The sequence below is a fragment of the Sphingopyxis yananensis genome (assembly GCF_020687785.1).
Classification (GTDB): Bacteria; Pseudomonadota; Alphaproteobacteria; order Sphingomonadales; family Sphingomonadaceae; genus Sphingopyxis; species Sphingopyxis yananensis.
In genome coordinates this window covers 43631-68377 of the sequence record NZ_JAJEWI010000007.1, presented here as the reverse complement: position 1 = coordinate 68377, position 24747 = coordinate 43631, and the positions used below count along the sequence as shown (strand labels likewise).

General features: G+C 54.2%; 24 protein-coding genes and 2 pseudogenes. 17 read left to right on the top strand and 9 right to left on the bottom strand.

Annotated elements, in window-relative coordinates; genetic code table 11:
- Both LKO31_RS08110 and LKO31_RS08105 read left to right on the top strand, forming a co-directional pair.
- Nucleotides 1–622, top strand: a 622-nt coding sequence (locus LKO31_RS08110) for an integrase core domain-containing protein (protein WP_227689796.1), incomplete at its 5' end; no start/stop codon positions are given.
- A 206-nt stretch (nt 623–828) separates the two neighbouring features.
- Nucleotides 829–4386, top strand: coding sequence for an autotransporter outer membrane beta-barrel domain-containing protein (locus LKO31_RS08105; RefSeq protein WP_227689795.1), 3558 nt, complete (start codon nt 829–831; stop codon nt 4384–4386).
- Between the two features lie 110 nt (nt 4387–4496).
- On the opposite strand, the gene LKO31_RS14960 is transcribed toward LKO31_RS08105, so the two are convergent.
- The 4 genes and pseudogenes from LKO31_RS14960 to LKO31_RS08090 form a co-directional block, all read right to left on the bottom strand.
- On the bottom strand, nt 4497–4625 hold the full coding sequence (locus LKO31_RS14960) for a hypothetical protein (RefSeq protein WP_265104599.1): 129 nt from the start codon (nt 4623–4625) through the stop codon (nt 4497–4499).
- A 127-nt stretch (nt 4626–4752) separates the two neighbouring features.
- Nucleotides 4753–5250: pseudogene (locus LKO31_RS08100) on the bottom strand (transposase); the annotation flags it as partial.
- Nucleotides 5251–5289: 39 nt separating this feature from the next.
- Nucleotides 5290–6009, bottom strand: coding sequence for an endonuclease/exonuclease/phosphatase family protein (locus tag LKO31_RS08095; protein ID WP_227689794.1), 720 nt, complete (start codon nt 6007–6009; stop codon nt 5290–5292).
- Nucleotides 6006–6929 carry a restriction endonuclease gene (locus LKO31_RS08090; RefSeq protein ID WP_227689793.1) on the bottom strand — a complete coding sequence of 308 codons (924 nt, stop codon included), beginning with the start codon at nt 6927–6929 and terminating at the stop codon, nt 6006–6008. The genes LKO31_RS08095 and LKO31_RS08090 overlap by 4 nt, the downstream gene beginning before the upstream one ends.
- A 429-nt stretch (nt 6930–7358) precedes the next feature.
- On the opposite strand from LKO31_RS08090, the gene LKO31_RS08085 reads away from it, so the two are divergent.
- The 6 genes from LKO31_RS08085 to LKO31_RS08060 all read left to right on the top strand — a co-directional run bounded on the left by LKO31_RS08085 (nt 7359) and on the right by LKO31_RS08060 (nt 10155).
- A complete protein-coding gene (locus LKO31_RS08085; protein WP_227689792.1) occupies nt 7359–7922 on the top strand; it encodes a DUF805 domain-containing protein in 564 nt (187 codons plus the stop codon).
- A gap of 202 nt (nt 7923–8124) precedes the next feature.
- Nucleotides 8125–8502, top strand: a complete 378-nt coding sequence (locus tag LKO31_RS08080) for a DUF4177 domain-containing protein (protein ID WP_227689791.1) — start codon at nt 8125–8127, stop codon at nt 8500–8502.
- On the top strand, nt 8502–9017 hold the full coding sequence (locus tag LKO31_RS08075) for a hypothetical protein (RefSeq protein ID WP_227689790.1): 516 nt from the start codon (nt 8502–8504) through the stop codon (nt 9015–9017). The genes LKO31_RS08080 and LKO31_RS08075 overlap by 1 nt, the downstream gene beginning before the upstream one ends.
- 68 nt (nt 9018–9085) lie before the next feature.
- Complete coding sequence (locus tag LKO31_RS08070; protein ID WP_227689789.1) at nt 9086–9451, top strand: hypothetical protein; 366 nt, start codon at nt 9086–9088, stop codon at nt 9449–9451.
- A 141-nt stretch (nt 9452–9592) separates the two neighbouring features.
- Nucleotides 9593–9910 (top strand): hypothetical protein, encoded by a 318-nt coding sequence (locus LKO31_RS08065; RefSeq protein WP_227689788.1) that lies wholly within the window; start codon nt 9593–9595, stop codon nt 9908–9910.
- Nucleotides 9907–10155: a hypothetical protein gene (locus tag LKO31_RS08060; protein ID WP_227689787.1), complete on the top strand. Its 249-nt coding sequence runs from the start codon at nt 9907–9909 to the stop codon at nt 10153–10155. The genes LKO31_RS08065 and LKO31_RS08060 overlap by 4 nt, the downstream gene beginning before the upstream one ends.
- A 273-nt stretch (nt 10156–10428) precedes the next feature.
- Here the strand turns inward: LKO31_RS08060 and LKO31_RS15180 are convergent, their stop codons facing one another.
- Complete coding sequence (locus LKO31_RS15180; RefSeq protein WP_227689798.1) at nt 10429–10755, bottom strand: LysR family transcriptional regulator; 327 nt, start codon at nt 10753–10755, stop codon at nt 10429–10431.
- Nucleotides 10756–11110: 355 nt separating this feature from the next.
- Here LKO31_RS15180 and LKO31_RS08050 point away from each other — a divergent pair, with 355 nt between their 5' ends.
- The 3 genes from LKO31_RS08050 (at nt 11111) to LKO31_RS08040 (ending at nt 15564) form a co-directional block, all read left to right on the top strand.
- Entirely contained in the window at nt 11111–13693 is a 2583-nt protein-coding gene (locus LKO31_RS08050) for a DNA-primase RepB domain-containing protein (protein WP_227689786.1), read from the top strand.
- Nucleotides 13694–13870: 177 nt separating this feature from the next.
- Complete coding sequence (locus LKO31_RS08045; RefSeq protein WP_227689785.1) at nt 13871–15025, top strand: site-specific integrase; 1155 nt, start codon at nt 13871–13873, stop codon at nt 15023–15025.
- 44 nt (nt 15026–15069) lie between these two features.
- Nucleotides 15070–15564 (top strand): hypothetical protein, encoded by a 495-nt coding sequence (locus tag LKO31_RS08040; RefSeq protein ID WP_227689784.1) that lies wholly within the window; start codon nt 15070–15072, stop codon nt 15562–15564.
- 68 nt (nt 15565–15632) lie between these two features.
- On the opposite strand, the gene LKO31_RS08035 is transcribed toward LKO31_RS08040, so the two are convergent.
- Nucleotides 15633–16049 (bottom strand): HNH endonuclease, encoded by a 417-nt coding sequence (locus tag LKO31_RS08035; protein ID WP_227689783.1) that lies wholly within the window; start codon nt 16047–16049, stop codon nt 15633–15635.
- Between the two features lie 747 nt (nt 16050–16796).
- Between LKO31_RS08035 and LKO31_RS08030 the strand changes: the two genes are divergently transcribed.
- Nucleotides 16797–18065: a tyrosine-type recombinase/integrase gene (locus LKO31_RS08030; protein ID WP_227689782.1), complete on the top strand. Its 1269-nt coding sequence runs from the start codon at nt 16797–16799 to the stop codon at nt 18063–18065.
- On the opposite strand, the gene LKO31_RS08025 is transcribed toward LKO31_RS08030, so the two are convergent.
- A complete protein-coding gene (locus tag LKO31_RS08025) occupies nt 18028–18306 on the bottom strand; it encodes a helix-turn-helix transcriptional regulator (RefSeq protein ID WP_227689781.1) in 279 nt (92 codons plus the stop codon). The genes LKO31_RS08030 and LKO31_RS08025 overlap by 38 nt on opposite strands.
- Nucleotides 18307–18845: 539 nt before the next feature.
- Between LKO31_RS08025 and LKO31_RS08020 the strand changes: the two genes are divergently transcribed.
- The 5 genes and pseudogenes from LKO31_RS08020 to LKO31_RS15185 all read left to right on the top strand — a co-directional run bounded on the left by LKO31_RS08020 (nt 18846) and on the right by LKO31_RS15185 (nt 21592).
- Nucleotides 18846–19094 (top strand): sigma-70 region 4 domain-containing protein, encoded by a 249-nt coding sequence (locus LKO31_RS08020; RefSeq protein ID WP_227689780.1) that lies wholly within the window; start codon nt 18846–18848, stop codon nt 19092–19094.
- Between the two features lie 69 nt (nt 19095–19163).
- A complete protein-coding gene (locus LKO31_RS08015; protein WP_227689779.1) occupies nt 19164–20102 on the top strand; it encodes a HEPN domain-containing protein in 939 nt (312 codons plus the stop codon).
- A 451-nt stretch (nt 20103–20553) separates the two neighbouring features.
- Complete coding sequence (locus LKO31_RS08010) at nt 20554–21003, top strand: DUF2840 domain-containing protein (RefSeq protein WP_227689778.1); 450 nt, start codon at nt 20554–20556, stop codon at nt 21001–21003.
- 11 nt (nt 21004–21014) lie between these two features.
- Nucleotides 21015–21239: pseudogene (locus LKO31_RS08005) on the top strand (S26 family signal peptidase); the annotation flags it as partial.
- Complete coding sequence (locus LKO31_RS15185; RefSeq protein ID WP_456115065.1) at nt 21143–21592, top strand: lytic transglycosylase domain-containing protein; 450 nt, start codon at nt 21143–21145, stop codon at nt 21590–21592. The pseudogene LKO31_RS08005 and the gene LKO31_RS15185, both read left to right, overlap by 97 nt.
- 1072 nt (nt 21593–22664) lie before the next feature.
- On the opposite strand, the gene LKO31_RS07995 is transcribed toward LKO31_RS15185, so the two are convergent.
- The gene (locus LKO31_RS07995) at nt 22665–23414 is read right to left on the bottom strand and encodes an SDR family NAD(P)-dependent oxidoreductase (RefSeq protein WP_227689777.1); all 750 of its coding nucleotides are present in this window, start codon (nt 23412–23414) and stop codon (nt 22665–22667) included.
- Between the two features lie 29 nt (nt 23415–23443).
- Nucleotides 23444–24673, bottom strand: coding sequence for an acetyl-CoA C-acetyltransferase (locus LKO31_RS07990; protein ID WP_227689776.1), 1230 nt, complete (start codon nt 24671–24673; stop codon nt 23444–23446).
- Nucleotides 24674–24747 lie beyond the last annotated feature (74 nt).

The following is a 24747-nucleotide window of genomic DNA, read 5'->3' as shown; positions in this document are numbered from 1 at the left end:
CTTGCCCGACATCGCGGGAGACAAGCCTAAACGACAACGCTTCAAACGCTATCCCATCGGCTTCTTTCATATTGATATTGCTGAAGTCCAGACTGCTGAAGGCAAACTTTACCTATTCGTCGGCATCGACCGCACAAGCAAGTTTGCGGTTACCCAGTTGGTAGACAAAGCGGACCGCAAGATGGCCTGGGAATTTCTTGAATATCTATTGAAAGCGGTGCCCTACCGGATCCACACGATCCTAACAGACAATGGCATCCAGTTCGCTGAACAACCGCGCAATCGCAACACTGCATCCTCCCGCCAGATGCGGTTCGACATGATCTGCGAGGCGAACGATATCGAGCATCGCCTTACCAAGCCGAACCATCCGTGGACCAATGGTCAGGTCGAGCGCATGAACCGCACCATCAAAGAAGCGACCGTTAAGCGCTTCCACTATGAAAGCCACGAGCAACTGCGGACACATCTCGATGACTTCATTGACGCTTATAACTTCGCTCGTCGGCTGAAGACACTCAGCGGCCTAACGCCCTATGAATATATCGTCAAAATCTGGACTTCAGAGCCAGACAGGTTCATTATAAATCCGATCCATCAAATGCTGGGACCAAACACCTAGTTGCAATGGGATATGGCGGGATAATGTATTTTATTAATGTTAGGGTTTTGAATCTGAACGACAGGTTCAAATTTTTGATCTATCTAGGACTAGGAACTATGTTGGCACATCAGGGTTATCTGATTCGTTCTATCTGAATTGCCGCGTGATTCGAGCATTTCATGTTCGAAAAATCATGCATTACTAAAACAGGGAGTGGGGAAATTATGATCATCCAGAAAAACGACGTTTTGTGCGGGCAAGCATTATCGCTGTCCACGAAGAATCCAGTTCTTAAATTTTCTTCGAGGGCGCTGATGTCTAGCAGTGCGCTCGTGATTTGCGTAGCGGTGGGCGCGGCTTTTGTAAGCGCGCCAGCGATGGCGCAACAGACCGTTGAGACTGGTCAAACTCGAGTGCTTACCCAAGGTGAAATTGTCGAATATGCAGGGTCGGCGGAACCCAACGCTTTAACCGTGCGCCCAGGTGCAACGGTCACCGGCACCGGTGCGATTATTCGAACGAGCGGTTCATTTTCAAGCTCCGCTGACACGTCCAATGGCATCTATGCGCAGGCAAACTCTACGGTCGACCTGACTGGTGGTAGTGTTAGTGCAACTGGCCCGCGGTATACCCGAGGCATTCTCAGCACCGGTGGCGGTGCGACTGTCGTCACTAATGGAACTGATATTTCCACGCTTGGCGATAATTCGCACGCTGTCCACGCCCATGATGGCGCAGTCATTACGATTAATGGCGGCAACGTCAGTACGCAGGGTTCCGATTCCTTCGGATTCTACAGCCAGAATAATGGCTCGCGGGCGATTGCCAATAATGTGACGGTGACTACGGAGGGCAGAAATGGCTTTGGTGTCTTCGCCTATGGCGCGGGCGCTACCGCAGAATTTAATGATGGATCCATCACCACCAGTGGCGAACTCGGCCATGGCGTTGTTGCTGGACTGGGTACTCAGATCGCCGTTAAGGACGCCTCGGTCACAACAAATGGTTATAGGGCTGTCGGTTTGATCGCGGATCAGGCCAACACGCGTATCACTGCAACCAATACTGACATTGAAACCAATGGCACGTGGAGCCACGGCGCCCACGCGAAGGGCGTGTCCGGCTCGCCCGCGCGTATTGAATTGACAGGCGGCTCAATCACTACGGCCAATGAAACAGGCCGCGGATCTCAAGATGGCGATGGCTCGCGCAGCTACGGTCTTTTGGCTGAAGGTGCCGGTGCATCCATCAGCGCCAATGGAACAGACATTACAACGCTTGGTCAGCGGGCCTATGGCGCCCATGCTCTGGGCGGCGCGGAAATCGAGCTGCAAGACGTTTCGATCTCCACAGAAGGTTTCATGGCCTATGGCGTTTATGCCTCGGGCACGGGATCGGTCATCACCGCGAACAACGTAGATGTGACCACGAACGGGCAGGTCGGCGATGCGGCATGGGCCTATAATGGCGGCCAGCTGGTGCTGAATGGCGGCAGCTATGAAGCACTGGGTGCTGTCAATCCCAACGTACCCGGCGAGACAGTGATCGGTCTTTATGCTGGCGGCGGTCTTGATGGTGTCGATAATGGCGTAATTGTCGCGGACGGTGTTACCGTACGCACGACCGGAGCCAATGCCATCGGTCTGCGTGCGGGTTCGCCTATCGGCGACGATTACACATCCGGTTCGATCACCTTCGACAACGGCACTGTGACCTCTGAGGGAGCCAATGCGGATGCGGTTCGTGTCGCTTATGGCAGCGATTTTTCGGCCACTGGTTCAACCCTGACATCCGATCAGGGCATCGGCATTCGCCTGATTGACAATGCGTCGGTGACTTTGAGTGATACGACGGTCAGTGCGGGCGAGGAAAGCTTCGCTTCCTTCATCAATTCGGCTGGTGTCGAACAGTCGATTGTCGTTGGCGATGGCAGCACCGTCACCGCGAATAATGGTACATTGCTGCGGGTTAATCGTGAGGCTCCGGGCGCCGATGGCGTTGTGATGCTCACGCTTGAGGCCGGTTCGACCACGAGCGGGGATATTTTTGACATCACCGACGGTCTCGAGATCTCGGGCGGCACCGATGTGATCCAGGAAGAGAACGCAATCTGGACCGGACAGGCTTATGGCGTACGTAGCTTTACCGGCGGTGTGGGCGGCGAGTTGAATTTTGAGGGTCCGGCTGACATTTCCGGCGATCTGGACGGGAATGGGACAACCATCACCTTTTCAGACGAAGGTGGGACGATTGGCGGCGACGTTAATCTGGAGAATGAGTCCAGCACGATCGGCGGCACCATCACAACACCAATTAACGTTGGCGGCAGTGTGTTTGTCGACAATAGCTCCATAATGGGCGGCAACTGGGCCATTGCCGGTAATTTGACAAATGCCGGGACGTTGAGCCCTGGTAACTCCATTGGTCAGGTGACTATCGGTGGCAATCTGACATTGGCTCCCACGTCCGTCTATGCTGTCGAGATTAATGCGGCGGGCGAATCCGATCTGGTGATTGTTACCGGCACGGCATCGCTCGACGGACTGGTCACAGTCTCGCCTTTGGATGGCTTCCAGCTGGGTTCGCCTTACACGATCCTGACGGCAAGCGGTTTTGCAGGCACAGAATTTGACGATGTTGAGTTTGATGCCGATTATGACTTTATTGATGCTTTTCTCGGCTATGATGCGACCAACGTATTTGTGACGATTGAGCGAAATGATGTGGCCTTTAGCTCTGTAGCGGTCACGAACAATGAGGTCGCTGTCGCGGTCGCCCTCGACAGTCTTGCCATCACGTCACCTCTTGGACAGGCTTTTGCGCTTGCAAGCCGCGAGGAGGCTGCTGACGCCTTTGGCCAGCTCTCGGGCGAGCTACATGCATCGGTTCGCACCGGGCTGATGGAAGATAGCCGTCACATCCGCAGCGAGATGAGCGACCGGATCGGTCGTTCAGCTGGCACGGAAGGGCTTGCCTTCTGGGCTGCCGGTTTTGGTACCTGGGCCAAGCATGATGGCGATGCCAATGCGGCCACTTTGAACCGTGACACGCGCGGCGTCATGATTGGTGTCGATACGGGTCTGGGCTCGCAAGGCCGGGTTGGTATTCTTGGTGGTTACAGCACCAGTGATATGGATGGCTCGCGCGGCGGGGCAGAAGTAGAAAGCAAACATGCCGGTATCTATGCCGGAATGCGTGTCGGAGCATTCGGTCTGCGTGCCGGTGCAGCGTATAGCTGGCATAAAATCGATACCACCCGCACTGTGGCATTTGGTGGCACTACCAATGGTTTGACCTCTTCTTATGATGCTGAAACAGCGCAGGTCTTTGGTGACATTAGTTTCCCAATTCCGTTCAGCGGCGGTCTGGTCGAACCTTTTGCCAATGTCGCCTATGTTCATCTGAACACGGATGACTTTGCTGAAGAGGGCGGCATCGCGGCGCTTTCTGCAGGACGTGAGAAGAGCAACATCACCTTCTCTACGGTAGGTCTGCGGCTTGCAACGGTTGATCTTCTGGGTCAGCCAGGACTCTCTGCACGTGCTTCGGCGGGCTGGCGGCATGCTTTCAACGACCGTCTGCCTACGGTCGACTATAGCTTTGCGGACAGCGACACCTTTGCTATTTCGGGAGTGCCGATCTCGAAGGACGCAGCAGTTCTCGACATTGGTCTTGATGCGGCATTGTCGCAAAGCGCAATGATCAGCGTCAGCTACAGCGGCCAGATAGGCGATCGTGGAGTTGATAATGGTGTGAAGGCCAGCTTCTCGCTGCGCTTCTAATTCAATGAATCGTAGGTGCTGCACCGTGACATTCTGGTCGTGGTGCAGCATCGACAAGATTAAAGCCTTAGGCAGAAGAGGGCGACGACGCGTCAGCCACCTTCACATATTTACCTAATCACCAATTCACCAGTATCCTTGGCGTTGGCCGCGCCGCCAACGGTATAGCGGCACCGCACTTCCTCCTGGTCAAAGCCGGCGAAGATCTCGCGTACGTCCGGATGGTCATTGATGCTCATGATGAACTGGCTGTTGATTGCCGCTGAGAAGTGACCCGGGATTTCCACTGAGTGTCCGTCGTCAGCACATTTGGCACAGATGTCGGCGTAAATTAACGGAGTGTTGGCCTCATCTGGTGGATTGATATTAAGCGGCGATCTTGCGGTGTTGCAAGCGCCGATAATCGATGGTCTGTCGCTTGGTCCTCTCACGCTGCTTGATGATGGCGGGCGCCCTTCCAAAGTAAGCATCGGCGGGTGTCACATTGCTCAGGCTCTCATGGTAGCGCTGATGGTTGTAGTGCTCGATGAACGCCTTGATCTGAGCCTCAAGGTCACCGGGCAGAAAGTAATTTTCTAACAGGATGCGGTTCTTGAGTGTCTGATGCCAGCGTTCGATTTTGCCCTGTGTCTGTGGGTGCATCGGGGCCCCGCGAACATGGCTCATATTCTGCGCTTCGATATAGTCGGCCAGTTCCCCCGCAATATAGCTGGGCCCATTGTCGCTCAGCAACCTCGGCTTATGCAGAACGGTGGCACTGTCACAGCCTGACGCGGCAAGGGCCATATCAAGCGTGTCGGTGACGTCCGCTGCCTTCATGGTCGTGCACAGCTTCCAAGCAATGATATAGCGTGAGAAGTCGTCGTCGCCCTCGTCGCAACGGTCATTTTCTGGCTGTGATCGTCAATGATTCCTGACCCTAAGATCTGGTAGGTCCACCGTTATGGGCATGTGATCGCTAGCATCGATCCAGCTTGCCCGATTGCCGACCTCTACCGAGGGTCGGACACCGTTTAGCAGTGCATCATGAGCGAAGATATAGTCTATGTGGTAGGGTTTTAGCTCTGAACGGTGCAGGTAGAATGTCGGCTGTCGCTCCATTCCTTGGTCTTCAGATTGGGCCAGATGATATAAGCTATGAAACCCGTTCATTGCCATTTCTCGCACACAGTCGGAATGATTCCATAAGCGGCGTGGCTTGTCCCAGATAGCGTTGCTGTTCAGATCACCGGCAATAATGGTATGCTGGCCGAAACGTTCTCCATGGGCTCGCAAGTAATGCCAAAACTGACCGATATAGGAAGTGTTTGATGGGGAGCCTTTTTGGGTCCAAACACCAACAACATCATATTTATCATCCACTCTGACGGGCAAGAACAATTTTAAATCACTAGCGGGCCAGTCTAGCGGTTCAATGCGTTGGCCACGTCGCGGAAAAATTCCGATGCCTTTGTTTTTGCCATAGCCGATCCAAGCGTAATCTTTCGCCCATGCCTGATATTCAGCGGTTGATTGTGAAGGGTCTTCACATTCTTGAATCACTAGAATGTCAGCATCAAGTGCCTCGAGGAGCGCATGTTTGCGCCGAAGTGCCCCGTTGCAGTTCCACGTGACAAGTCTCATGCCTCGTCTGCAAAGAAGTCTTCATCCAACCGCTTCACGTCAATTACTCGGCTGGAGCGCACTCCAACACCGAATTCGATCATCAGTTCACTGAGTTTTGCGCCATCAATCAAAATAACTCTCTGCTGTAGCGCTTTAGCGTAGTCGATAGCTTGTTTACTAAAAGTGGATGTGGTGACAAAAACACCTTTATTGGCACCAAGTCCCACAAGGCTTCCGACAAAGCCCTGAATTTCGGGTCGTCCGATCACGGTTGAGGCGTATCGTTTAGCCTGGACATAAATTCGATCTAATCCCAGACGATCTTCATCAATAATGCCATCTATGCCGCCGTCACCGGACTTACCCAATTGGCGAGCAGCATTGTCGTGCGAACCGCCATATCCCATTGCAACTAAGAGGTCGACTATCAGCCGCTCAAAAAAGGCAGGTGATTGTTCCAAAACTCGCTGCAGGAGGTCGGCCTTTAAAGCAGCAGCTAGCACGGCCTGTGCGGCATCAATTTGCTCTTCCGGTGTCGCGTCAGACGTTGTGGCGGCCTTGGCAGCGGAAACATGATCCGGCTCTTTACCCGCACCTGTCTGCCCGTAAAATTCGGCGAACCGAGGGCAGGACTTCAACGTTTCGACATCGATGCGTTCCGGTTTCGTGGAAAGTAGCGCCTTGCCTTCAAGCGAAGCTTCGAACACCCCGCGCTTTGGGCTGTTTAAGAGGCCAGCCTTCGACATATAGAATTTTGCCCAGTGAACGCGATTATGCAGCAAACGCTGTTTCCCGCTTGGGAGCATCTCTTCGCGTTCCTCGTCTGACAGGCAAAATTGATCAGCGATAATTTCTGCAACCAGCGGGACCCGTGTTTCTCCTTCTGCGGCAATCTTCAAAACGGGAAGCATGAGGGTCTGGTAGTCAGGAATGGCCATAGAGGTAAATTATCAAACCTTTCTGCAAAGTCACTGCGCAAATTCAGCCATCTTATATGAACAGGCCCAGGATTGCTTGCGATTGTGTTCAACTTTCGCCAAAAGACACCTGCCTTCCGTGAAAGCCGGAAGGTGGGGCGTGGAAACCCCGTTCAGAGTTGCTCGGTCACCAGATTTGGAGGCCGGGTGGCATGCGCGCATGTCCAGCCCGCGAGGGTAAAGGCGCATGCGCCTGCTCTCTGAACAGGTTTCCAACATCCGGCTTTGGCCGTTGCTCCCGAGAGGTACATAGGGGCGGCGTTAGGGTCAAAGTCGATCGTCGCTCCCATCTGGCGTGAGGGGGCGAGCGCATGAATCCGCAAGCATCATAACGGTCTGTTCACTGTGCCCAACCGGCATGGTTTCTCAACGCATTTAGAAAGAACAGACATGATCGACGAAGAATCATTGAAAAACATTGAACGCCTGCATCAGCTCAAGAATGATGGCGTCATTGCCTCTGAAGATTTCGATGTAGCGAAAGACAAGATACTTCAGGGAAAATCAAAGCCAAAAGCCAACTCTCCAGTCACGAAGGCTGATAGCGATACGAGTCTTCCGGCTGATGATGACTATGTTGCGTGGGCATTATTGCCGCTGCGCCGTTATGCCGATTTCACTGGCCGCTCCACCCGCAAAGAATTTTGGATGTTCATGCTTGGCTGCAATATTGTCACTTTTGCTCTGGTTCTCATTGCATTGGCGGACACTAATTACGGTCACACGGGGGCGATGGGCAATTTGGCCTTTGGTATGATTGCACTTACATTTCTCGGCGTCATTGTTCCGCTGATTGCAGCTCAGGTTCGGCGCTTGCATGACCAAGATAGAACCGGTTTTCTCGCCCTGTTTAATTTGATCCCTTATCTGGGGTTCCTGATCGTCCTGGCATTCATGTGTGTCCCGGGAACCGAGGGCGAAAACACATATGGGCCTGATCCCAAACAGGGTTGATCCATCAAATCCACACATTGGGACCCTCGGATAACCTCCGGGGGTTTTTTCTTGCTCGAAGAGTTTTAGTGCTGCTGGAGAAAGTATCATTAATATAAACATTATCTGCAATATTTCGTGCAACCTAAATTTAACTAGCGTCAGTCTAATGTTCCGATAATCGTTGGGTCGTGTCTATTGATTGACGAGGGGGAGAAAAGTTTTGGAATATGAGTATAAAGTCATTGATGTGGCCGATGGATCGATCAGTTCCGTTCTGCTCGGTGAAGGGCGCATCGAAACCAGCGTGTTGGAAGCATATATAAATGCGATGGCTGCGGACGGCTGGCGGATGATTTTCATGTCAAATGTCATGCAGCGCCATTTGGTCGCCTCTGACCGCGAAACATTAATGATTACATTTGAACGCAGAGTACCGGAAGATCAGCAGGAAGCTCGTGCTGCTCGCTGCATCGACGACGTGATTGCTGCAGAAGACGGGGCCAAGCGCGTCGGTCACCGGGCGGCGGTAGGGGCTGTCGGTCTGGTGGCGGGAACGGCTCTTCTGGGCAGCCTTCTTTCCAACGGCGAGAGTGCATAATGGCAATGGACGATATGCAATCAAAGGTCGCTGCACGCCGCGCACAGTTAGCTCAACAGGAGAGGGAGGCAGGAGCGAAAGCCGCTGTCGCCACGGCACAACGTCAACTTGCTCTTCAACAGCAAAAAGAGGCTGCTGTGGACACCATCGCTGCCGAGCTATCGATAAACGGCGTTGCGGTGGTGGGCAACGGAGATGAGCTTTCCATTGTCGATCAACCGCTACCACCGCTCGACGTTGAGGGATTGAAGCATGCCAAGATAGACAGTCTGCTGAAGAGAGAGGCCCGCAAACTTTGGTCGCCCGGTGAAAACTGGTTGGTCATTGGTTGCATCGTCGGGGGTATCTGCCTGATCCACCTCGGCGGATTGGGCTTTATCCCGTTGTTGTTCGGTTTGTGGCGAGGTTCGGCCATCAACAAAAAACATCGAGCAACCGTGCGGGAGGCCTATCCCGACATTTTTGACACGTCCAATTCCGCCATGCCTAACAACGAGTCTCCCTTCCTGATCTGACCAAATTTCCCATTTTACCGCGAGGCTCTCGGATCATGTCCGGGGGCCTTTTTTTGTGGATTAAATTCATGCAAATTATTCGAACGTTTGAGCAGTTGGCCGGGTCGGTGGACTGCTCACAAAATACTGAAATCGCTGATATTCTGAATAGCTGGCTCGATCGATTGCAGGCTTATGACGGCTATGATCTACCCGAGCTGGCAATCATCTGCATCCTTGGCTCGATGGCGGAACTGGCAGCGGTGGAGGTGGAAACCGGCCACCAATTGCTTGAAGGTGATAGATGTTTCCGGCCGGTAGAGACTGCAACAAGGCACCAAAACTGGATAGAGCTGGTCTTCATCCTGTCCGATGACGGCTTTGGCGTGGTGCTGTTGGTGCCAACCGATGCTGAACCCGCTTTTCTGGCCCTGTGTGAGCAAGCCATGACCTAATCGACCACCAAACCCACCCAACCATTTGTCCGCGTCTGTGCATCCCGCACCGGCGCTTTTTTTGTGCCCGGAGAAAACACAATGATCGTTATTGATAATGCAAATGATTGCCCGAACGCACTGCCGTATGAATTGCATGCCTTGCTCGATAGCCATCTGTCCCTTGCGCGCTTGCAGGGGCTGGAAAGCTTAACCGTCCTGCTGGTCATTCAACCGGATGACACAGAAGCCGATGTGGTGGCCGAACTGGGCTTCTCGCCTGTCACCAATCCTATCACGGCTATCCGCTATGATGACCCGGAGTTTGAACCTTATTGGGCATGGCTGGCCAGGGCGGGCTCATGGTTCCAATTGGTTCACACCGTCAGCGATGATGGCTTCGCCTTCATCCTGTTGATCGAAAATACAGAAAGCGAATTTCCCGGTTTGGTCGCCATGTGCAGGGCGTGGGCAGCATGAAGATCGCCGGATATCTCTTTATTGGGCTACTGATCGTTTCAGCGGTGGCTCAGGCGGCGAAGCTATTGGTGGTAGGATTGATCGGCCTGATCCTCGTCGCCTTCATCATGCACCCCAAAGACGTGCTGTACGCCATCATCTTCATGGGTGTGCTGGCCCTGATCCGGGACTATCCGGCCGGGGCATTAACGATAGGAACTGGCTTGTTGCTTATTTTCGCTCTCTTGAAGTGGCTGGAACGGTGAACCCATCGTCATGACAAACGAGTGGGCTTTGATTGCCTCATGGTGAAAAATTCCTCTCCTGCTCGGCCATGCATCGCAGTCCTTTTGAGCGAAAGCCGGGGAGGGAAGGATCATTAATTTAACGTGCTTATCGGCGGCTGGCTTGATGGGGCACCATGACATATCACAAAAGCGCTTCCGTGTTGGTACCGGCCGATACCTCCACAATGCCATTGATAAAGAGATGGGGAGGTGCGCGTGATAGAGCCTAGCCTTTCCGTACGCTCTATTTGCTCAACATCTCGGTGGTACTGCCCCACGTTCAAGCTCAGCCTCCCCCGGAAGATCGAGCGCCTCTAGTTTTGCTATGAACTCTTTGGCGATGGCTAGAAGTTCGAACCCCTCATCCGTGAGCGTGAATGGCTTGGACGTAGGGGTCGCGTATTTCACTGTGATCGGCCTGCCAGCCCATTCGTTTAATTTTTTTAGATCGCGGCTTATCGTTGGCTGGGACACATCCAATTCGCGAGAGGCATCGCTGGCGGTGCCCGTCTCGGCAACGCTGATAAGTGCCTGCAGCCAAGCGGTCCGTAGGTTAGCGATTCGGTCGTTTCTCGCCACAATCTTTACTCCAAACACCGAAAAGTCGGTGGCCAAGCGCCATCAATAAAAAAAATTTCTGGGTCGCAGTTAGGGGGTTATGCAATTTCTGTATCTAGTAAAGATGCGTAAGTCTGATTGGAAAAAATTTAGCTTTAATCCTCGCATATCTCAGAAATTTGGCAGGGGTTTACATGCTTTTCCGACGAGGTCATTCACCCCCCTAGCTGGTCAGCCGCATCGGACTTGGGTGCTGGCCACTGTTGCTTGGAGGATATCGGATGACGCCAAACATTTAGCCCTGACAGCGGGGCATGGCCGGGCTCGAGAGCCTGTCTGACATTTCAATTTTTAGATCGAATTAAGGAGAACGGAGATGGAACGTCCATCGCTGAACGGCGGAACTTTGCCCGCTGAAAATACGTCGAGTGTTGGTAAAGGCGGTAAAGGCGGGGGAGATGGTGACATTACCCCCTTTTCCGGCTTTAAAGTCAGCAACGCAGAATTTTGCGAAGTGATCTTTTCGGATCGCGGGGAAGGCGAAGTGGGCCTTGTCGCGTCCAAATCGGGTGATCCGCAATTCGGGTCTTGGTTGCCGAGCCCGATGGATCAGGTGGGCGGGTTGTGCTCACCGAACCACAATAACTATTTCAATTGTTCCACATTTGTCCCTGACGCGGATGGGGGGCTCGCTGCAAAGAAAGATCAGGCTGCATCGTATCACGTCCTTGTGCTGGATGATGTTGGTACGAAGGCTAACCTGCAATTGCTTGACGGCGTTGTGCCCACATGGAAGCTGGAAACGAGCCCGGATAACTTTCAAGTGGGCTTCAAGCTAAGCCCTCCGCTACACAATGTTGCTGAAGTGGAAGCCTTGCAAAAGCGCATCGTCCAAGCTGGCCTGTCGGACAAAGGTGCCGGTGGGATGGCACGTTGGATGCGTTTGCCTGAGGGTATCAACGGAAAGGAGAAGTATCGGACTGACGGTAAACCATTTGATTGCAAGTTAATCGAATGGAATCCCGGCAAGGCCTTCTCGGTGGAGCAACTCGCAGAGACGCTTGGCTTGTCGCCTGCAACGCCCATTGCGCAGGTGAGCGTGCCGATGACAGTCGGGACCGGTGATCGGGCTGCTTGCCATGTTTTTCAACCGCAAGCATCTGTGAATCCCGTGCTATCCGCATTCATTGATGCGGGGCTCCACAAGAAACAATTGGAGCATGGGAAGCATGATGTCACTTGCCCATGGGTTGATGAGCATACGGACCGGATCGACACGGGTGCGGTGTATTATGAACCTAACGATATGTCCGACGTTGGTGGCTTTCGCTGCCAGCATTCGCATGGTGATAAATATCATATTCAGCAGGTCGTTGAGCAATTTGGCCTAACCATCGCGCAAGCTGCGAATAAGCCTGTCATCCGCATGGTTCCAGGCGAAATGGACCGGATCGTCGATGCCGCCGAGCAGATATTGGCACGACAACCGAACGTGTATGTGAGTGGCGGTTCAATCGTTAAGGCGGTTTACAAGGAAGATGTAAAGGATTGGCGTTTATTTGCGCTTGGGGAGGATGAGTTGATGCGTATCCTTTCCAAGGCTGCCACTTGGGAACAGTTCAATTCAGGTAAGGATAAGTGGGCTCGTAAAGATCCAAATGGCCTATATGTGCGAAGTCTGCATCGAAGCAGCAGTTTTAAACATCTACGGCAGGTGGCGGGGCTAACACGCCAACCATATTTTGCTGAAGATGGGCGGCTCATCACGGCGGCTGGATATGATCAGCAGACAAAGATGTTGGCTGTGTTCGACAGCGCAGACTTCCCAACTGTAGGCACATCTCGAGATGACGCAGAGCGGGCACTTCGTGTGATCACAGATCTGCTTAGCGAATTTCACTTCGGATCAGAAACTGATCGGGCAGCCGCATTGGCCGCTATCTTGACGGCTGTTGTGCGCTCAAGTTTCGAGCTTGCCCCAGCCTTTAATGTTACCGCGCCCGCCTCGGGGTCGGGAAAGTCTTATCTATGTGAAATTATCAGTGGTTTTGCAGGGGGTGGAGAGCCTTCGCGGATGAGCTACCCGAAGTCTTCTGAGGAAGCATCTAAGGCGATGGCCGCTGCGTTGCTATCGTCGCCTGCGGTCATAGAATTTGATGACATGGATAGCGATTGGATTCCGCACGGCATGATCAATCGTATGCTAACGTCTTCATCTATTAGTGAACGACTGTTGGGTCACAGCCGGACTGTGACCGTGTCGACCCGCGCCTTGGTGATTGGGTCTGGGAATAATATAGAGCCTCTGCGCGATCTGCGACGGAGGGTTGCCACCATTAACTTGGATACACGGACAGCCGTGCCGGGCACTATTGCCTATAAGGTCGAACCAGTCCGCATGTTGCGCGAGAACCGAGGTATGTACGTGGCGGCGGCCTTGACGATTATTGAAGCTTGGAAAGCAAATGGGCGGCCCAAAGCGGATATTCCACCGATCGCGAGTTATAATGGAGACTGGTCCGAACTTTGCCGGCAACCCCTCTGCTGGCTTGGCCTTCCTGATCCTGCCAGCAGTCTGATCGATCAAATGTGCGTAGATCCGGAGTCGCAAAACCTCGAGCGAATACTGGGTGTGTGGTATCGTGCCTATGGGGAGCAAGCTAAGACTGTCCGGGCAATCTTGGCAGACATGAATGTCGTCCAATTGCATGAAGAATTTGAAGACCTTCCTGGACAGCAAGGCGGAACCATCAACCGGTACAAGCTCGGCTGGTATTTGAAGAAGAACGCAAATCGTATTGTCGGGGGATACAGTTTGCAGGCTGTAGCCATGAGCGAACGGAAGGGTTGGAAGGTGGTAAAGGCGGTAAAGGGGGAGGTCGCCGGGACCGTTTCTCCGCCTTTACCGGCTTTGGAGCCGTCCGTCGGTGCCAAAACTGCCCCTGCCGCTAATTTTTAGCGGAAACGGAAATGCTGGGGGCGTCGATTTCGGCGCTCCCACCCTGGGCCGGAATATGCCCAATTTGCCCCAGCGCGGCCTCCAGAGGTGCCTCGCTCGGGTGCGCTAACCATCCCATCCCAGAGGCCCCGCGTGCGCTCTGGCCCCTCATTTTCCCAAAATCGAAAGGATGCCACTATGCCTAAAGCAAAGCTGGATCACGCCTTCTGTCAGGCCGCTACGGTCGAGGCTGGTAAGAAGCGGACAGATTACTACGATACGATCATCAAGGGCTTCATTTTGGAATGCCGAGCCAGTGGCGGAAAGTCCTATGCGTTCCGCTACCGCGATCAATATGGCAAACAGGCCCAAACCACGATCAGCGACTATAACGCCGTCTCCAATGCTGAAGCTCGCAAAAAGGCGCAGAGCCTATGGGCCGAAACGCAGCTTGGCAGTGATCCGAAGGCCGAGAAAGCTGAGCGTAAGGCTATTCCAACCTATGGTGAGCTTGCGGTCATGCACATCAAACACAACTCGACCTATCAGAAGCGGCCAGAAAACACCGATCGCATCATCAAATGTCACCTGCTGCCAAAATGGGCCAAGGTACGTGTCACTGAAATGACCCCGCAAGCGATTGGTGAGTGGCTGGCAGACAAGCGCAAAGATGGTCTTGCACCGGCTACGGTGGAAAAGATCCGTGTCACTCTGAACCGATCGTTTGAGCTTGCAATCAAATGGCAGGTCGCGGGCGTCACAACCAATCCTGTCCGGGCAGTGCAGAAGCTTCGTTTCGATAACAAAAAGGAGACGTTTCTGACGCCGCTGCAGGCCGAGAAGCTGTTCCGTGCCTGTGCTGGATCGCAGAACCGCAGCCTTGAAGCGATTGCGAAACTGTTGGTGCTGACGGGTGCTCGCAAGATGGAGCTGCTGACGGCCAAATGGGAGCATGTCGATCAGGAAAGGCGCCAGTGGTTGATCCCAGACAGCAAGACGGCAAAGTCGCGCTATGTGCCCTTGTCGCAGCAAGCGTTGGGCGTCATCGATGGGCTTCCTCGTCTCACTGGTTGCCCGTGGCTTCTCCCCAATCCGGCTACTAAGCTGCCCTTCACCGACATCAAGCATTCTTGGCAGGTGGCGCGAAGGGAAGCGGGGCTACCGAAGCTGCGTATCCATGATCTCCGGCACTCTGCGGCATCGTTCATGATCAATGCGGGAGTGAACCTATTTGCCGTAGGAAAGGTGCTGGGACATGCCGATTACCAATCCACCATGCGTTACAGCCACCTTGCCGATGATACCCTGCTGGCGGCGGTCGAGGCCGGTGCTGCGAACGCAATGACAATCTGACGAAACCAACTGGCCCTAGCTTCATCATATGGAGTTAGGGCTGAATGTCGTTTAATTCGATTTTAACGGGACAGGTAGAGAAGGCTGGCTCGATTCGATATCAAGAGGAGGGTGCATTGAAAAAGCTGTTTACCGTGTTGCTGTTGGCAGGTGCTACGCCTGTCTGCGCACAACAAATAATGTGGAATCCTGTGCCGAGCACGGTGCAGCCGGTGGTGCCCGATGTGTATCAGAACCCTTATAACCCGGCTCCTAACAGCGGAGGGGCGGGCTCCACATCAACTCGGATAGGAGACAACACATTTCACAGCGACGGCTCGAGTTCCACTCGAATTGGAAATCAGACTTTTCGCAGTGATGGCTCCAATTCGACGCATATCGGCAATCACAGCTATCACAGCGATGGGTCTACCTCCACTCGCATTGGTAATGGCACATACCACAGCAATGGAACAACCTCGCGGCAAATAGGTAATCAAATTTTTAATAGCGATGGAACAGTTTGCCACATCATCGGCAATCAAACCATTTGCAATTAGGATGAAATAGCGATCCTACCGGCCCTAGCTTCATCATATGGAGTTAGGGCTGGCTGGCCTTTATTTTTTTAAATCGATATGCGGCATTCTATCTCATGAAGATCGACAGGGCGAACCGGCTGGTCATGATGGCTAGTAGAATGTTGCCGTTGTGCCGCCTGTTGCCATCCATGCCATTTTCCGCGACCTAAGGCCGCCTGCACCTTCACCGCATATCTGTGCGGATCAAGTGGGCGCTTGGCGAAATGCCGTGTCCTGTTGCAGTATAAGCAAACAGCGACGATGTTCTGATGGGTGTCTCGGCCACCGCAAGATTTGGCGGTCAGATGTTCAGCCGTGACGAAAAACAGGCGAGCCCGCCGGGATGTTAGACCATGTTGCTTGGCAAAGGTGCTGATATCGTGGGCGCACATGGGGCTTTGGCAATAGAAGCATTTGCCCTTCTGCTCGATGAACTTCTGATACCGGATTTTCTGTATTCTCATCAACAATACCCTCAATGATCAAAAAAATCATTGTGGTATGCACCGACACTTGGCCGTCCTGGGGCGGGTGAGCTCATGCTCGCATACTGGGCCGTCTATAGCGTGCCTCCACTGTCCCCAAGTGGTATGCAACGGCGCTAGGCCGTCCTGAGGCGGGAGAGCTTACTGCTCGCATACTAGGCCGTCTAAAACGCGCCCCACTGTCCTCAATCGGATTGCTACTGCAAATCTCGGTGGCGAAATTATGTCGGCTCGTCAGTTGAGGCAAGCGAAATTTGGGCTTCAAGCGGCCCGCAATCGCCATAGGCATCTGGTAGCGAAATCATCGGCATGAAAAATATAGATTAATTTGGGCGTGGGGCAGGGATGGGTCCACTTTTGGGTGTCCAATCTTACCTAAGGCTGGCCGATTGATAAAATTCATATACGGACTTTGGCCGGTTTGGGTCGTCGATGGGTTCGTCGCGAAATCGGCACACCAAACAATGTGCGATCATTGGAAATGCTCGGCCTGTCCGAACCCTTCAGTTGTATTCGTAATGATGGGGTCACAGGTTCGAGTCCTGTAAGCGGCACCATTTGTTCTCATCAGAACATCTCAACTGGTCTCATTGAAAATCACTAAAATATTGTAAATAGGCCATTTAATGGTTCGCGACGTCTCAGGGCGTCGATTTGCATCTCAGCCCCTTTTTTGCATGGTTGACGGTATCTAAAACGCAAAAGATACCGTCAGGAGAGTTTGCCATGCAATTAAGCGCTAAAGCTGTCGCTCAGGCCAAGCCGCAATCTGCACCTTATAAACTTTGGGACGATCGAGGCCTATATTTGGTCGTGGTGCCGAAAGGCGCGCCGCGTTGGCGCTTCGATTATAGATTCGAAGGCAAGCGCCGAACCATCTCGCTTGGACTTTATCCTGATGTCACCTTGGCCGATGCTCGCGCGAAGCGAGACGCTGCCCGCAGGCTAGTCGCAAACGGAGAAGACCCCTCTACGACGCGGCGTGTTCGGCCCAATGCTTTGCAAGCGGTCGAGAGCGATTGCTTCGATGTTCTGGCCGATGAATATATCCGCCGCCTGCGAATGCAGGGGCGCTCCGAGGCAACCATCGGGAAGAATATATGGCTGATGGAGCATGCCCGGCCGTTTATCGGCAAGCGCCGGATGCGGGATATCCATGCGCCAGATCTTTTGGAGGTCCTGCAAAAGATCGAGGCTTGCGGCAAATATGAGACGGCCAACCGACTGAGAGGAACGCTCAGTTCCTTGTTCCGCTTTGCGATTGCGACGGGCCGCGCGGACAGAGATCCCGCTGGCGATCTTCGCGGGGCGCTGATCACACCAAAGGTGACCCACCGCGCGGCGATTACGGACCCCGCAAAGGTGGGCGGCCTATTGCGGGCCATTGACGGCTATGATGGCAGTAAGATCGTGCGCATTGCTCTGTTGCTATCCGCCCATTTGTTTATGCGCCCTGGTGAGCTGCGACTGGCATCTTGGTCGGAGTTTGATTTTGAGATTGGCATTTGGGCGATACCTGCGGAGCGCACCAAAATGCGCCGCCCGCACAAGGTCCCTCTAACCGACCAAGTCTTATCCTTGTTCGAGGAGCTGGATGCTATGACGGGGGCAGGCAAGCTGCTGTTTCCCAGCGTACGCTCGGCGGACCGAGCGATGTCGGATAATACGCTGAATGCCGCGCTGCGCCGCCTTGGCTATGCCAAGGATGAAATGACAGCCCATGGCTTTAGGGCGATGGCGGCGACCATTCTCAACGAATGCGGCAAATGGCATCCCGATGCGATCGAACGCCAATTAGGACATTTGGAGAATAATGATGTTCGCCGTGCTTATGTGCGCGGGGAACATTGGGCCGAGCGGGTTCAGATGATGGAATATTGGTCGAACCGGCTCGATGAGCTGCAGGCTGGCGGAGCTCCGGCGCGGGGCCGCTTTCCTCGCCGGCAAAGCGCTGCGGCTAGTTCGGCAATTGGGTCCGGCGATAGGGTTTGGTAAGCGTGGGCGTCATGGGCGGGGCGATGTCCGTGCGGTCAAGATAATCCATGGTGAAGGAGACGGGGTTGTGGAGCCACACCTCGACTTCGCCGGTTCGCCAGCCAGAACAGCGCTCCGATATCCGATACGGCGGCGGGAAGGTGCCGGCGGCTATTTTTCGGTAGAGGGTGGCACGGCTCAGCCCTGTGAGATCGAGAATTTGGTTGAGGCGTAAGAAGCGAAGATGCGGCTGTGATATCATGGCGGACCTCTCCCAATAAGCTGATTTTGTCTTTCTGATGCCTCAAGAAGACCAAGCTTTCTGGATGCGTCAACTCCTGAGAAAGTCGTGATTTTCTGTGTCGTAGCATGGCGTAGGGTAATGGCGTGACGCGGCTTGTCGCGGCGTTCTCCGTGCGGCGATGGCGTAAGGGAAATATTTTTCGCCAATATCCCCTTTGGGGTCGTGGCTCAGGCAATTGGGGCCGCTCATCGCGGCCGCGCTTCTCAAATGACACACCGCGTGCGGCGTGAACTTTTCTTGATTCGTAAGTCTGGTGGCGCCGCTGCGCCAAATGGTCGCCGCACCGCGGCGGCGTTGTTGGTACCGACATGAAGGGGGCTAGGTGGGCGTCCTTCGCCTTAGTCCCGCTCGGACGGGCCGCAACCCGCAAGCGGGTCCGCCACTTAGTTTCGGTCCTGCGGATGCAGCCCGCCCGGTGGTGCGGGCCAACCCGCTCTCTCCTGCCACCCACCCAGCCCCCTTTCGGGCCGGTTGCGGTGGTTTGAAGGAGAAGGGATATGAGACATAAGGTCCTGAAATACCGAAACGAGCGGAGAAAACTGCGCCGCTATGAGCGCGCGGCGACGCGGATGAGCAACGTCGATCGGCAAATCTTCCTCGGCCATATTGTCGAGGACCTTTCCTACCGTGAGCTGGCGGCACAGTTTGGGATCACGACCGAAGAGGTGGAGCGGTCCTTATGCCGCAGCTTAGCAATCGTGGCTGTCACTTTGGAGGAGAAAGACCCGTGGTGGCTGCGTTTCTAGGATTAGAAATCGCGATGGGCGGGATGACACTTGCCATCCCGCCCATCGCCTTGCAGGGTGACCAGCGATATGCGCACAGATCTTGATCATCTTCCGGCCAACAAACAGCGTGAGCTGGAACGGGTGACGACACTCATCTTCGAAGAGTTTGAAGATGCCATGGCGATGAGCGCAGCAAGCTGGAAGAAGAAGGGACGGATCGATAAGATCCTGCTCTATGGCAGCTATGCGCGCGGCGGCTGGGTGGATGAGCCGCACACCGCCAAAGGGTATCGCTCAGATTTTGATCTGCTGATCATCGTCAGCGACAAGCGCCTAACCGACAAGGTCGATTATTGGCTGAAGCTGGAAGACCGGCTGAACCGTGAGCTGATCATCGACAAGACGCTGCACACACCGGTCAACTTCATCGTGCACACACTACAGGAAGTGAATGATGGACTGGCGCATGGGCGCTACTTCTTCATGGACGTCGCGAAGGACGGCATCGCGCTGTATCAGTCCGACGACAAGCCGCTCCACAAGCCTAGACCGAAGACGCCCGATCAGGCGCTTGACATGGCACAGGAGTATTTTGATGAATGGTTTCCCAGTGCAATGAAGCGCTTCGGTGGAGCGCAGTATTATCGAGGACAAGGGCATCTAAAGGATGCTGCATTTGACCTGCACCAATCTACTGAGCGACTGTTCCATACGGTCCTTCTTGTGTGCAGTTTCTATACGCCACACGTTCACAATCTGGCGTTCCTGCGAACGCAAGCTGAGCGCATAGACATGCGGCTGGTTGATGTCTGGCCGCGCGAGCTGAAGTCGGATCGTTCACGCTTCGAAAAGCTCAAAGAAGCCTATGTGAAAGCGCGATATTCGAAGCACTACCGCATCACTGAAGATGAACTTCGCTGGCTTGAAGCCCGCGTTGAAGAACTTGGCCAGGTCGTGCATGCAATTTGTTCAGAACGGCTTGCGGAATTGCGCCGAACCGCTGGCGTGCTGCCGCCAAAGGCCTGACGCTCCGTTTAGCTTCAATATATTGGCTTTGACGATAAGCAAAGAGAATGCACCGCGGTGGGCGATGGCTGATCTGCGCCCTTGCGTCCCTTCGTTTTGGGTTGCGGAGAATCGTCTCTGAGTAGGCAAGAAGGCGACCCTCTAGCTCTCATGATAAATCTCATCTGGCCTGTGGATAACTTGCCATGAGACTCGGACTATCATTAACCGCCGGACTCGGACTATCGGTAACCGAAGACTCGGACTATCAAAAACCGAAAGTGCATCCAAGCTATTGGAACACAGCGCCGAATCTGGCCCTTAACAATGCTAACACAGAATCCTTCGGATTCTTGCTAACGAGAGGAGCGCTCGCGCGGCGGCGAGCAGGCGGAATGCGGCCCTCTCGATCTCGCTGCTGCCGGGTGATCTCGCATCAGGCAGTAGGTGATTGTGAGCAGGAGAGGGCAGCATGAGCGCTGTATCTTTCCAAGGTGGCGCTACGGTTGATCTGTTGTGGATCGAGAGCCGCGTCGAGCACTGGATCCGCTTTGGCCGGGTCGCCGAGGAGCAAGTCTTAGACCGACGTCGCCGGCGTTTGCCAGGCAGCGTGTTTGCTTTCATACGCTGGGTAGCCAACGACTATGGCACCGCAATGTCGAGGATCGACATCGTTCGCACTGTCAGACTGGGTGAAGGCTATCAGACGATCCCCAGTGTCAATCCAGGCGGAGAGCTGCTTCTGCGACAATCCGGCTGGCCAAAGGTTCAGCGCGTATTGGAAGCGATCGTTGACGCATTGAGGATCGATCCAGCGGATGTGGCTCCCGATCATTGGCGCCATGTGCACAATCGGATGACGGCACATGACGCGCCCCGCGCTTACACGGTGCAGCGTCATGACGCGTGGCTTGCTCGGTAAGGTGCGGTGCAATGAAGAACGCGCGTACAACATTAGCCGTTATGGCGGCTGCCATTTGCGCGACCGCCGCAGTCATGATGATCGATCCGACGCTGCGATTGCTGTGGAATGCGAGCCCGAGCGTGCCGATTGGCCTCTATTGGGTGGATGTCGGCACTATGCCGAGGAGTGGCGATTTGGCCGCGATCATGCCGCCTCCGACCGTTGCAGGCTTTCTAGCGGAGCGCGGCTATCTTCCGCTTGGCCTACCGCTGATCAAAGAAATCGCGGCGGTCGCTGGGCAGGTTGTTTGCAGGTTCGGCGTCCGCGCGACAACATCATCGCTGGAACAGCATATCTGCGCGAACTGCACGATCGATACGGTAATCCGGTCGGCATGTTGGCTGCTTATAATGCGGGACCTGGACGCTATGACGAGCATCTCAAGAACGGACGGCCACTCCCACATGAAACACGCAGCTATCTTACTAAGCTCAGTCGATCGGTGGACGGGGTATCGTCAAACGGCCCGTTTATGCCAGCGCCGCTAAAGGCTCATGGGCGCACGCGCCGCTGTTTCTGCGCTAGGATAATGTGCCGCCAGTGCTGAGGCAAAGCGACACGGCGGCTATCGATCAGGTGACTGAAAAACCGCAAACATCACCTGCTCCAGAACTAGAAACGAGCCTATTTGTAGCCCTTTCTCAGCGAGCTCCGCGATGATCTCGTTGATCGCATGCAATAGTAGATTTGCTTATAATGGCGGGGCTTGGCGGACAATCTGTGGGAGGCAGGGGGGAAGGGAGAGGGGATGGCAAGATAAAAGGACCGCCAGAAGGCGAGGTCTATGTGATTGGTTAGGTAGGATTTTTCTGTATGGCAGACGCGTAGGCCTGCCAGCTTTCATTCCTCAAAATCACGATAAATCCATACAATCGCGTATGGCAGATTATCCGCCAATGACGGCCTCGCCCAGATGAGCAGTCCAGATGATGATTTCCAGGTGCGTCTGGGGCGGATCCGCAGCTGCGGCACAGCGGTGCATCACGCTTTGGGCGCGGCGCGATTAGACCCCCACGGCGCTGACGTCATTCTTTCGACCGGCAGGGCATCGTTAAGATGCGTATTCTACGGTACACAGCTATGATATACGGCGGCGTCAATGGCGCCGTGCCTTGCATATCTTGAAGGAGATGCTGTCACCCGTCGAATTCGAACGACAGCAGGGCTTGAAAGCTGAAACCACCTCGAAAACCAGGAGCTAAACAGGCCGAAGGCCAGGCGTGAAGCTCACGCCGGAGCTGGTAGCAGAACGGCAGGAGCGCAGCGCGAAGCTGGTTCGGCGAACCGATCATCAGGTGATGGAAAAAAATGGAAGACCGCATGGGAATCGCGGTGAGGGCGATTGACGGGGCCCAAATGACAGCAAGAAGAACGATGGAGTTGAAGCGTGTGTTCGGATTGGGCTGCGGTTGCGCTAGTAGTACTGCTTTGCTTCCCATTACGGTTGTATGATTTTCGCTGCGACAGCCGCAAAATTGACATCCATAAGTAGCAGGCTTATGTGATAAATAATTAATTTTTATAATTTAAAATTAATAACTTATAATATGATCCTATCTTTATTTCGAATGCGAGCGGGATGATGCTGCTGCATCCTTCCCGCCGCTGTTGTCTGTTGCTTAGGCGATTGCCATGCCACCATCGACGGCGATGCTCGCGCCGGTTATATAGGATGCCGCATCGGAAACGAGCCATGTGGCCGTGGCCGCAATTTCATGTGGTGTGGCCATCCGATTCATCGGAACACGTAATGTGCCTGCTAGTCCGGGGGTGGAGGCACTGGATCGTTCGGCAAGCGGCGTGTTGGTGCCACCAGGTAATAAGGCGTTCACTCGGATATTATGCGGTGCGCAATCCACGGCGGCTCCCCGTACAAGGCCGGTGACACCGGCCTTTGCTGCACAATAATCGCTACTATTAATTAGTCCCTTTGTTGCTGCTGCCGAAGAAATGGCGACAATGGCACCATCGCCTTGGCCGACCATCGCTGCAGATTGATGCTTGATACACAGGAACATTCCGCGCAGGTTAATTTCCTGACAATGATCCCATGCATCTGCATCCAATTCCCATATGGATTGGCCGCGTTGGCCGACGCCTGCGCTGTTCACGGCGGCATCCAGTCGTCCGAATTTTTCCAGTGTAGCTTCCACTAGGGCGGAAACACTGTCTTCGTGCATGACATTTGTTGCCATGAAATCCGCGATGCCGCCCATATTCCGAATAGTATCGACAATATTTTGGCCACCCGCTTCATCGATATCGGCGACCATGACACGCCAATTTTCCTGAGCCAGCAACATGGCGGTGGCGGCACCGATGCCGCTGCCGCCGCCGGTGACGATAGCTGTTTTATACGAAGTGGCCATTTGGTTTATCCTTTTATCAAAATATAGGATTAGATGCGTTCGATGATGGTCGCAGGGGCCAATCCGCCAGCGGCGCACATGGTAATCAAGCCTGTCGATAAATCTCTGCGTTCCAATTCATCCAACAATGTGCCCGCAAGAATGGCGCCTGTTGCACCAATCGGGTGGCCCAACGCCAAAGCGCCGCCATTCACATTGACCTTATCCGGATCGACGTTCAGATCGCGCATGAACTTCAAGGGGACAACGGCAAAGGCTTCGTTCACTTCGAACAGGTCAATATCGCCAATTTCCATCCCGGCTTGCGCCAGCGCCTTTTGGGTGGCTGGCACCGGACCGTTCAGCATCAATGTCGGATCATCGCCAACCGTTGTTAAGGCGCGGATACGCGCGCGCGGTTTTAGGCCATTGGCTTTTGCATAGGAAGGCGAGGCCAGCAACAGCGCACCTGCGCCATCGACCACGCCGGAACTGGTCGCGGCGGTATGGATATATTGAATGTCGATATCGGGATAGACCAGTCGTAATAACGAGCCATAGCTATTGCCTTCGTCATCAATCACGCGATCAAACAATGCCGAAAAGGCCGGCTTGAGATTGGCGAGCGCTTCGGCGGTCGTTTGCGGGCGGGGATATTGTTCTTGGTCCAGCGCTACGTCACCAGCTTCCGTCAAAACGGGAATTAAGCTTTTGGCAAAGCGCCCTTCGCGAATGGCCTGATCGGCGCGTTGTTGGCTGAGCAGCGCCAGTGCATCCAATTCAGCGCGGCCAATACCGTCTAATGTCGCGATTAAATCAGCGGCAATGCCCTGATGGGGTTGGGGGATGCACTTGCGGAGCGCGAGATTTCCAGAATCCATCATAAATTCACGCGGCAATGTGCGGGCATGTGACATGGATTCAACGCCGCCTGCAATCACCAGATTTTGTGCGCCCGACATAATGCCCATGGCACCCAAATTCAGAGCCGTCAGCCCCGACCCGCAAAAGCGATCAAGCGAAAAACCGGGGACTTTATAGTCATAACCTGCATCCAGCGCCGCCATGCGCGCCAGATTCAGGCCTTGTTTTCCCTGCTGGGTGTTGACGCCGGCAATGACGTCATCAACATCGGCTGTAGTCAGCGCATGCCGTTGCTGTAGGGCAACCAGCAAAGATGAGAGTAAGCGTTGCGGATGAATGTCGGCCAATGCGCCTGCGCCAGCCTTGCCGATGCCCCGTGGTGTTCGCACTGCATCGATAATCCAAACATCTTCCACATCATGCTCCTTGGGTCAGCTATTAAAATCTGGACCATCGTCAAGCGCATATTGGATTAATATGGGCGATTTTA

Coding starts and splice junctions, on each gene's coding strand:
- LKO31_RS08045 (WP_227689785.1), top strand. CDS start 13,871: ATGCCTAAAGCAAAGCTGGATCACGCCTTCTGTCAGGCCGCTACGGTC.
- LKO31_RS14960 (WP_265104599.1), bottom strand. CDS start 4,625: ATGAGCATCAATGACCATCCGGACGTACGCGAGATCTTCGCCGGCTTT.
- LKO31_RS08070 (WP_227689789.1), top strand. CDS start 9,086: ATGCAAATTATTCGAACGTTTGAGCAGTTGGCCGGGTCGGTGGACTGC.
- LKO31_RS08060 (WP_227689787.1), top strand. CDS start 9,907: ATGAAGATCGCCGGATATCTCTTTATTGGGCTACTGATCGTTTCAGCG.
- LKO31_RS08020 (WP_227689780.1), top strand. CDS start 18,846: ATGAGACATAAGGTCCTGAAATACCGAAACGAGCGGAGAAAACTGCGC.
- LKO31_RS08085 (WP_227689792.1), top strand. CDS start 7,359: ATGATCGACGAAGAATCATTGAAAAACATTGAACGCCTGCATCAGCTC.
- LKO31_RS08015 (WP_227689779.1), top strand. CDS start 19,164: ATGCGCACAGATCTTGATCATCTTCCGGCCAACAAACAGCGTGAGCTG.
- LKO31_RS08075 (WP_227689790.1), top strand. CDS start 8,502: ATGGCAATGGACGATATGCAATCAAAGGTCGCTGCACGCCGCGCACAG.
- LKO31_RS08030 (WP_227689782.1), top strand. CDS start 16,797: ATGCAATTAAGCGCTAAAGCTGTCGCTCAGGCCAAGCCGCAATCTGCA.
- LKO31_RS08025 (WP_227689781.1), bottom strand. CDS start 18,306: ATGATATCACAGCCGCATCTTCGCTTCTTACGCCTCAACCAAATTCTC.
- LKO31_RS07995 (WP_227689777.1), bottom strand. CDS start 23,414: ATGGCCACTTCGTATAAAACAGCTATCGTCACCGGCGGCGGCAGCGGC.
- LKO31_RS08010 (WP_227689778.1), top strand. CDS start 20,554: ATGAGCGCTGTATCTTTCCAAGGTGGCGCTACGGTTGATCTGTTGTGG.
- LKO31_RS08105 (WP_227689795.1), top strand. CDS start 829: ATGATCATCCAGAAAAACGACGTTTTGTGCGGGCAAGCATTATCGCTG.
- LKO31_RS08095 (WP_227689794.1), bottom strand. CDS start 6,009: ATGAGACTTGTCACGTGGAACTGCAACGGGGCACTTCGGCGCAAACAT.
- LKO31_RS08035 (WP_227689783.1), bottom strand. CDS start 16,049: ATGAGAATACAGAAAATCCGGTATCAGAAGTTCATCGAGCAGAAGGGC.
- LKO31_RS08050 (WP_227689786.1), top strand. CDS start 11,111: ATGGAACGTCCATCGCTGAACGGCGGAACTTTGCCCGCTGAAAATACG.
- LKO31_RS08040 (WP_227689784.1), top strand. CDS start 15,070: ATGTCGTTTAATTCGATTTTAACGGGACAGGTAGAGAAGGCTGGCTCG.
- LKO31_RS08090 (WP_227689793.1), bottom strand. CDS start 6,929: ATGGCCATTCCTGACTACCAGACCCTCATGCTTCCCGTTTTGAAGATT.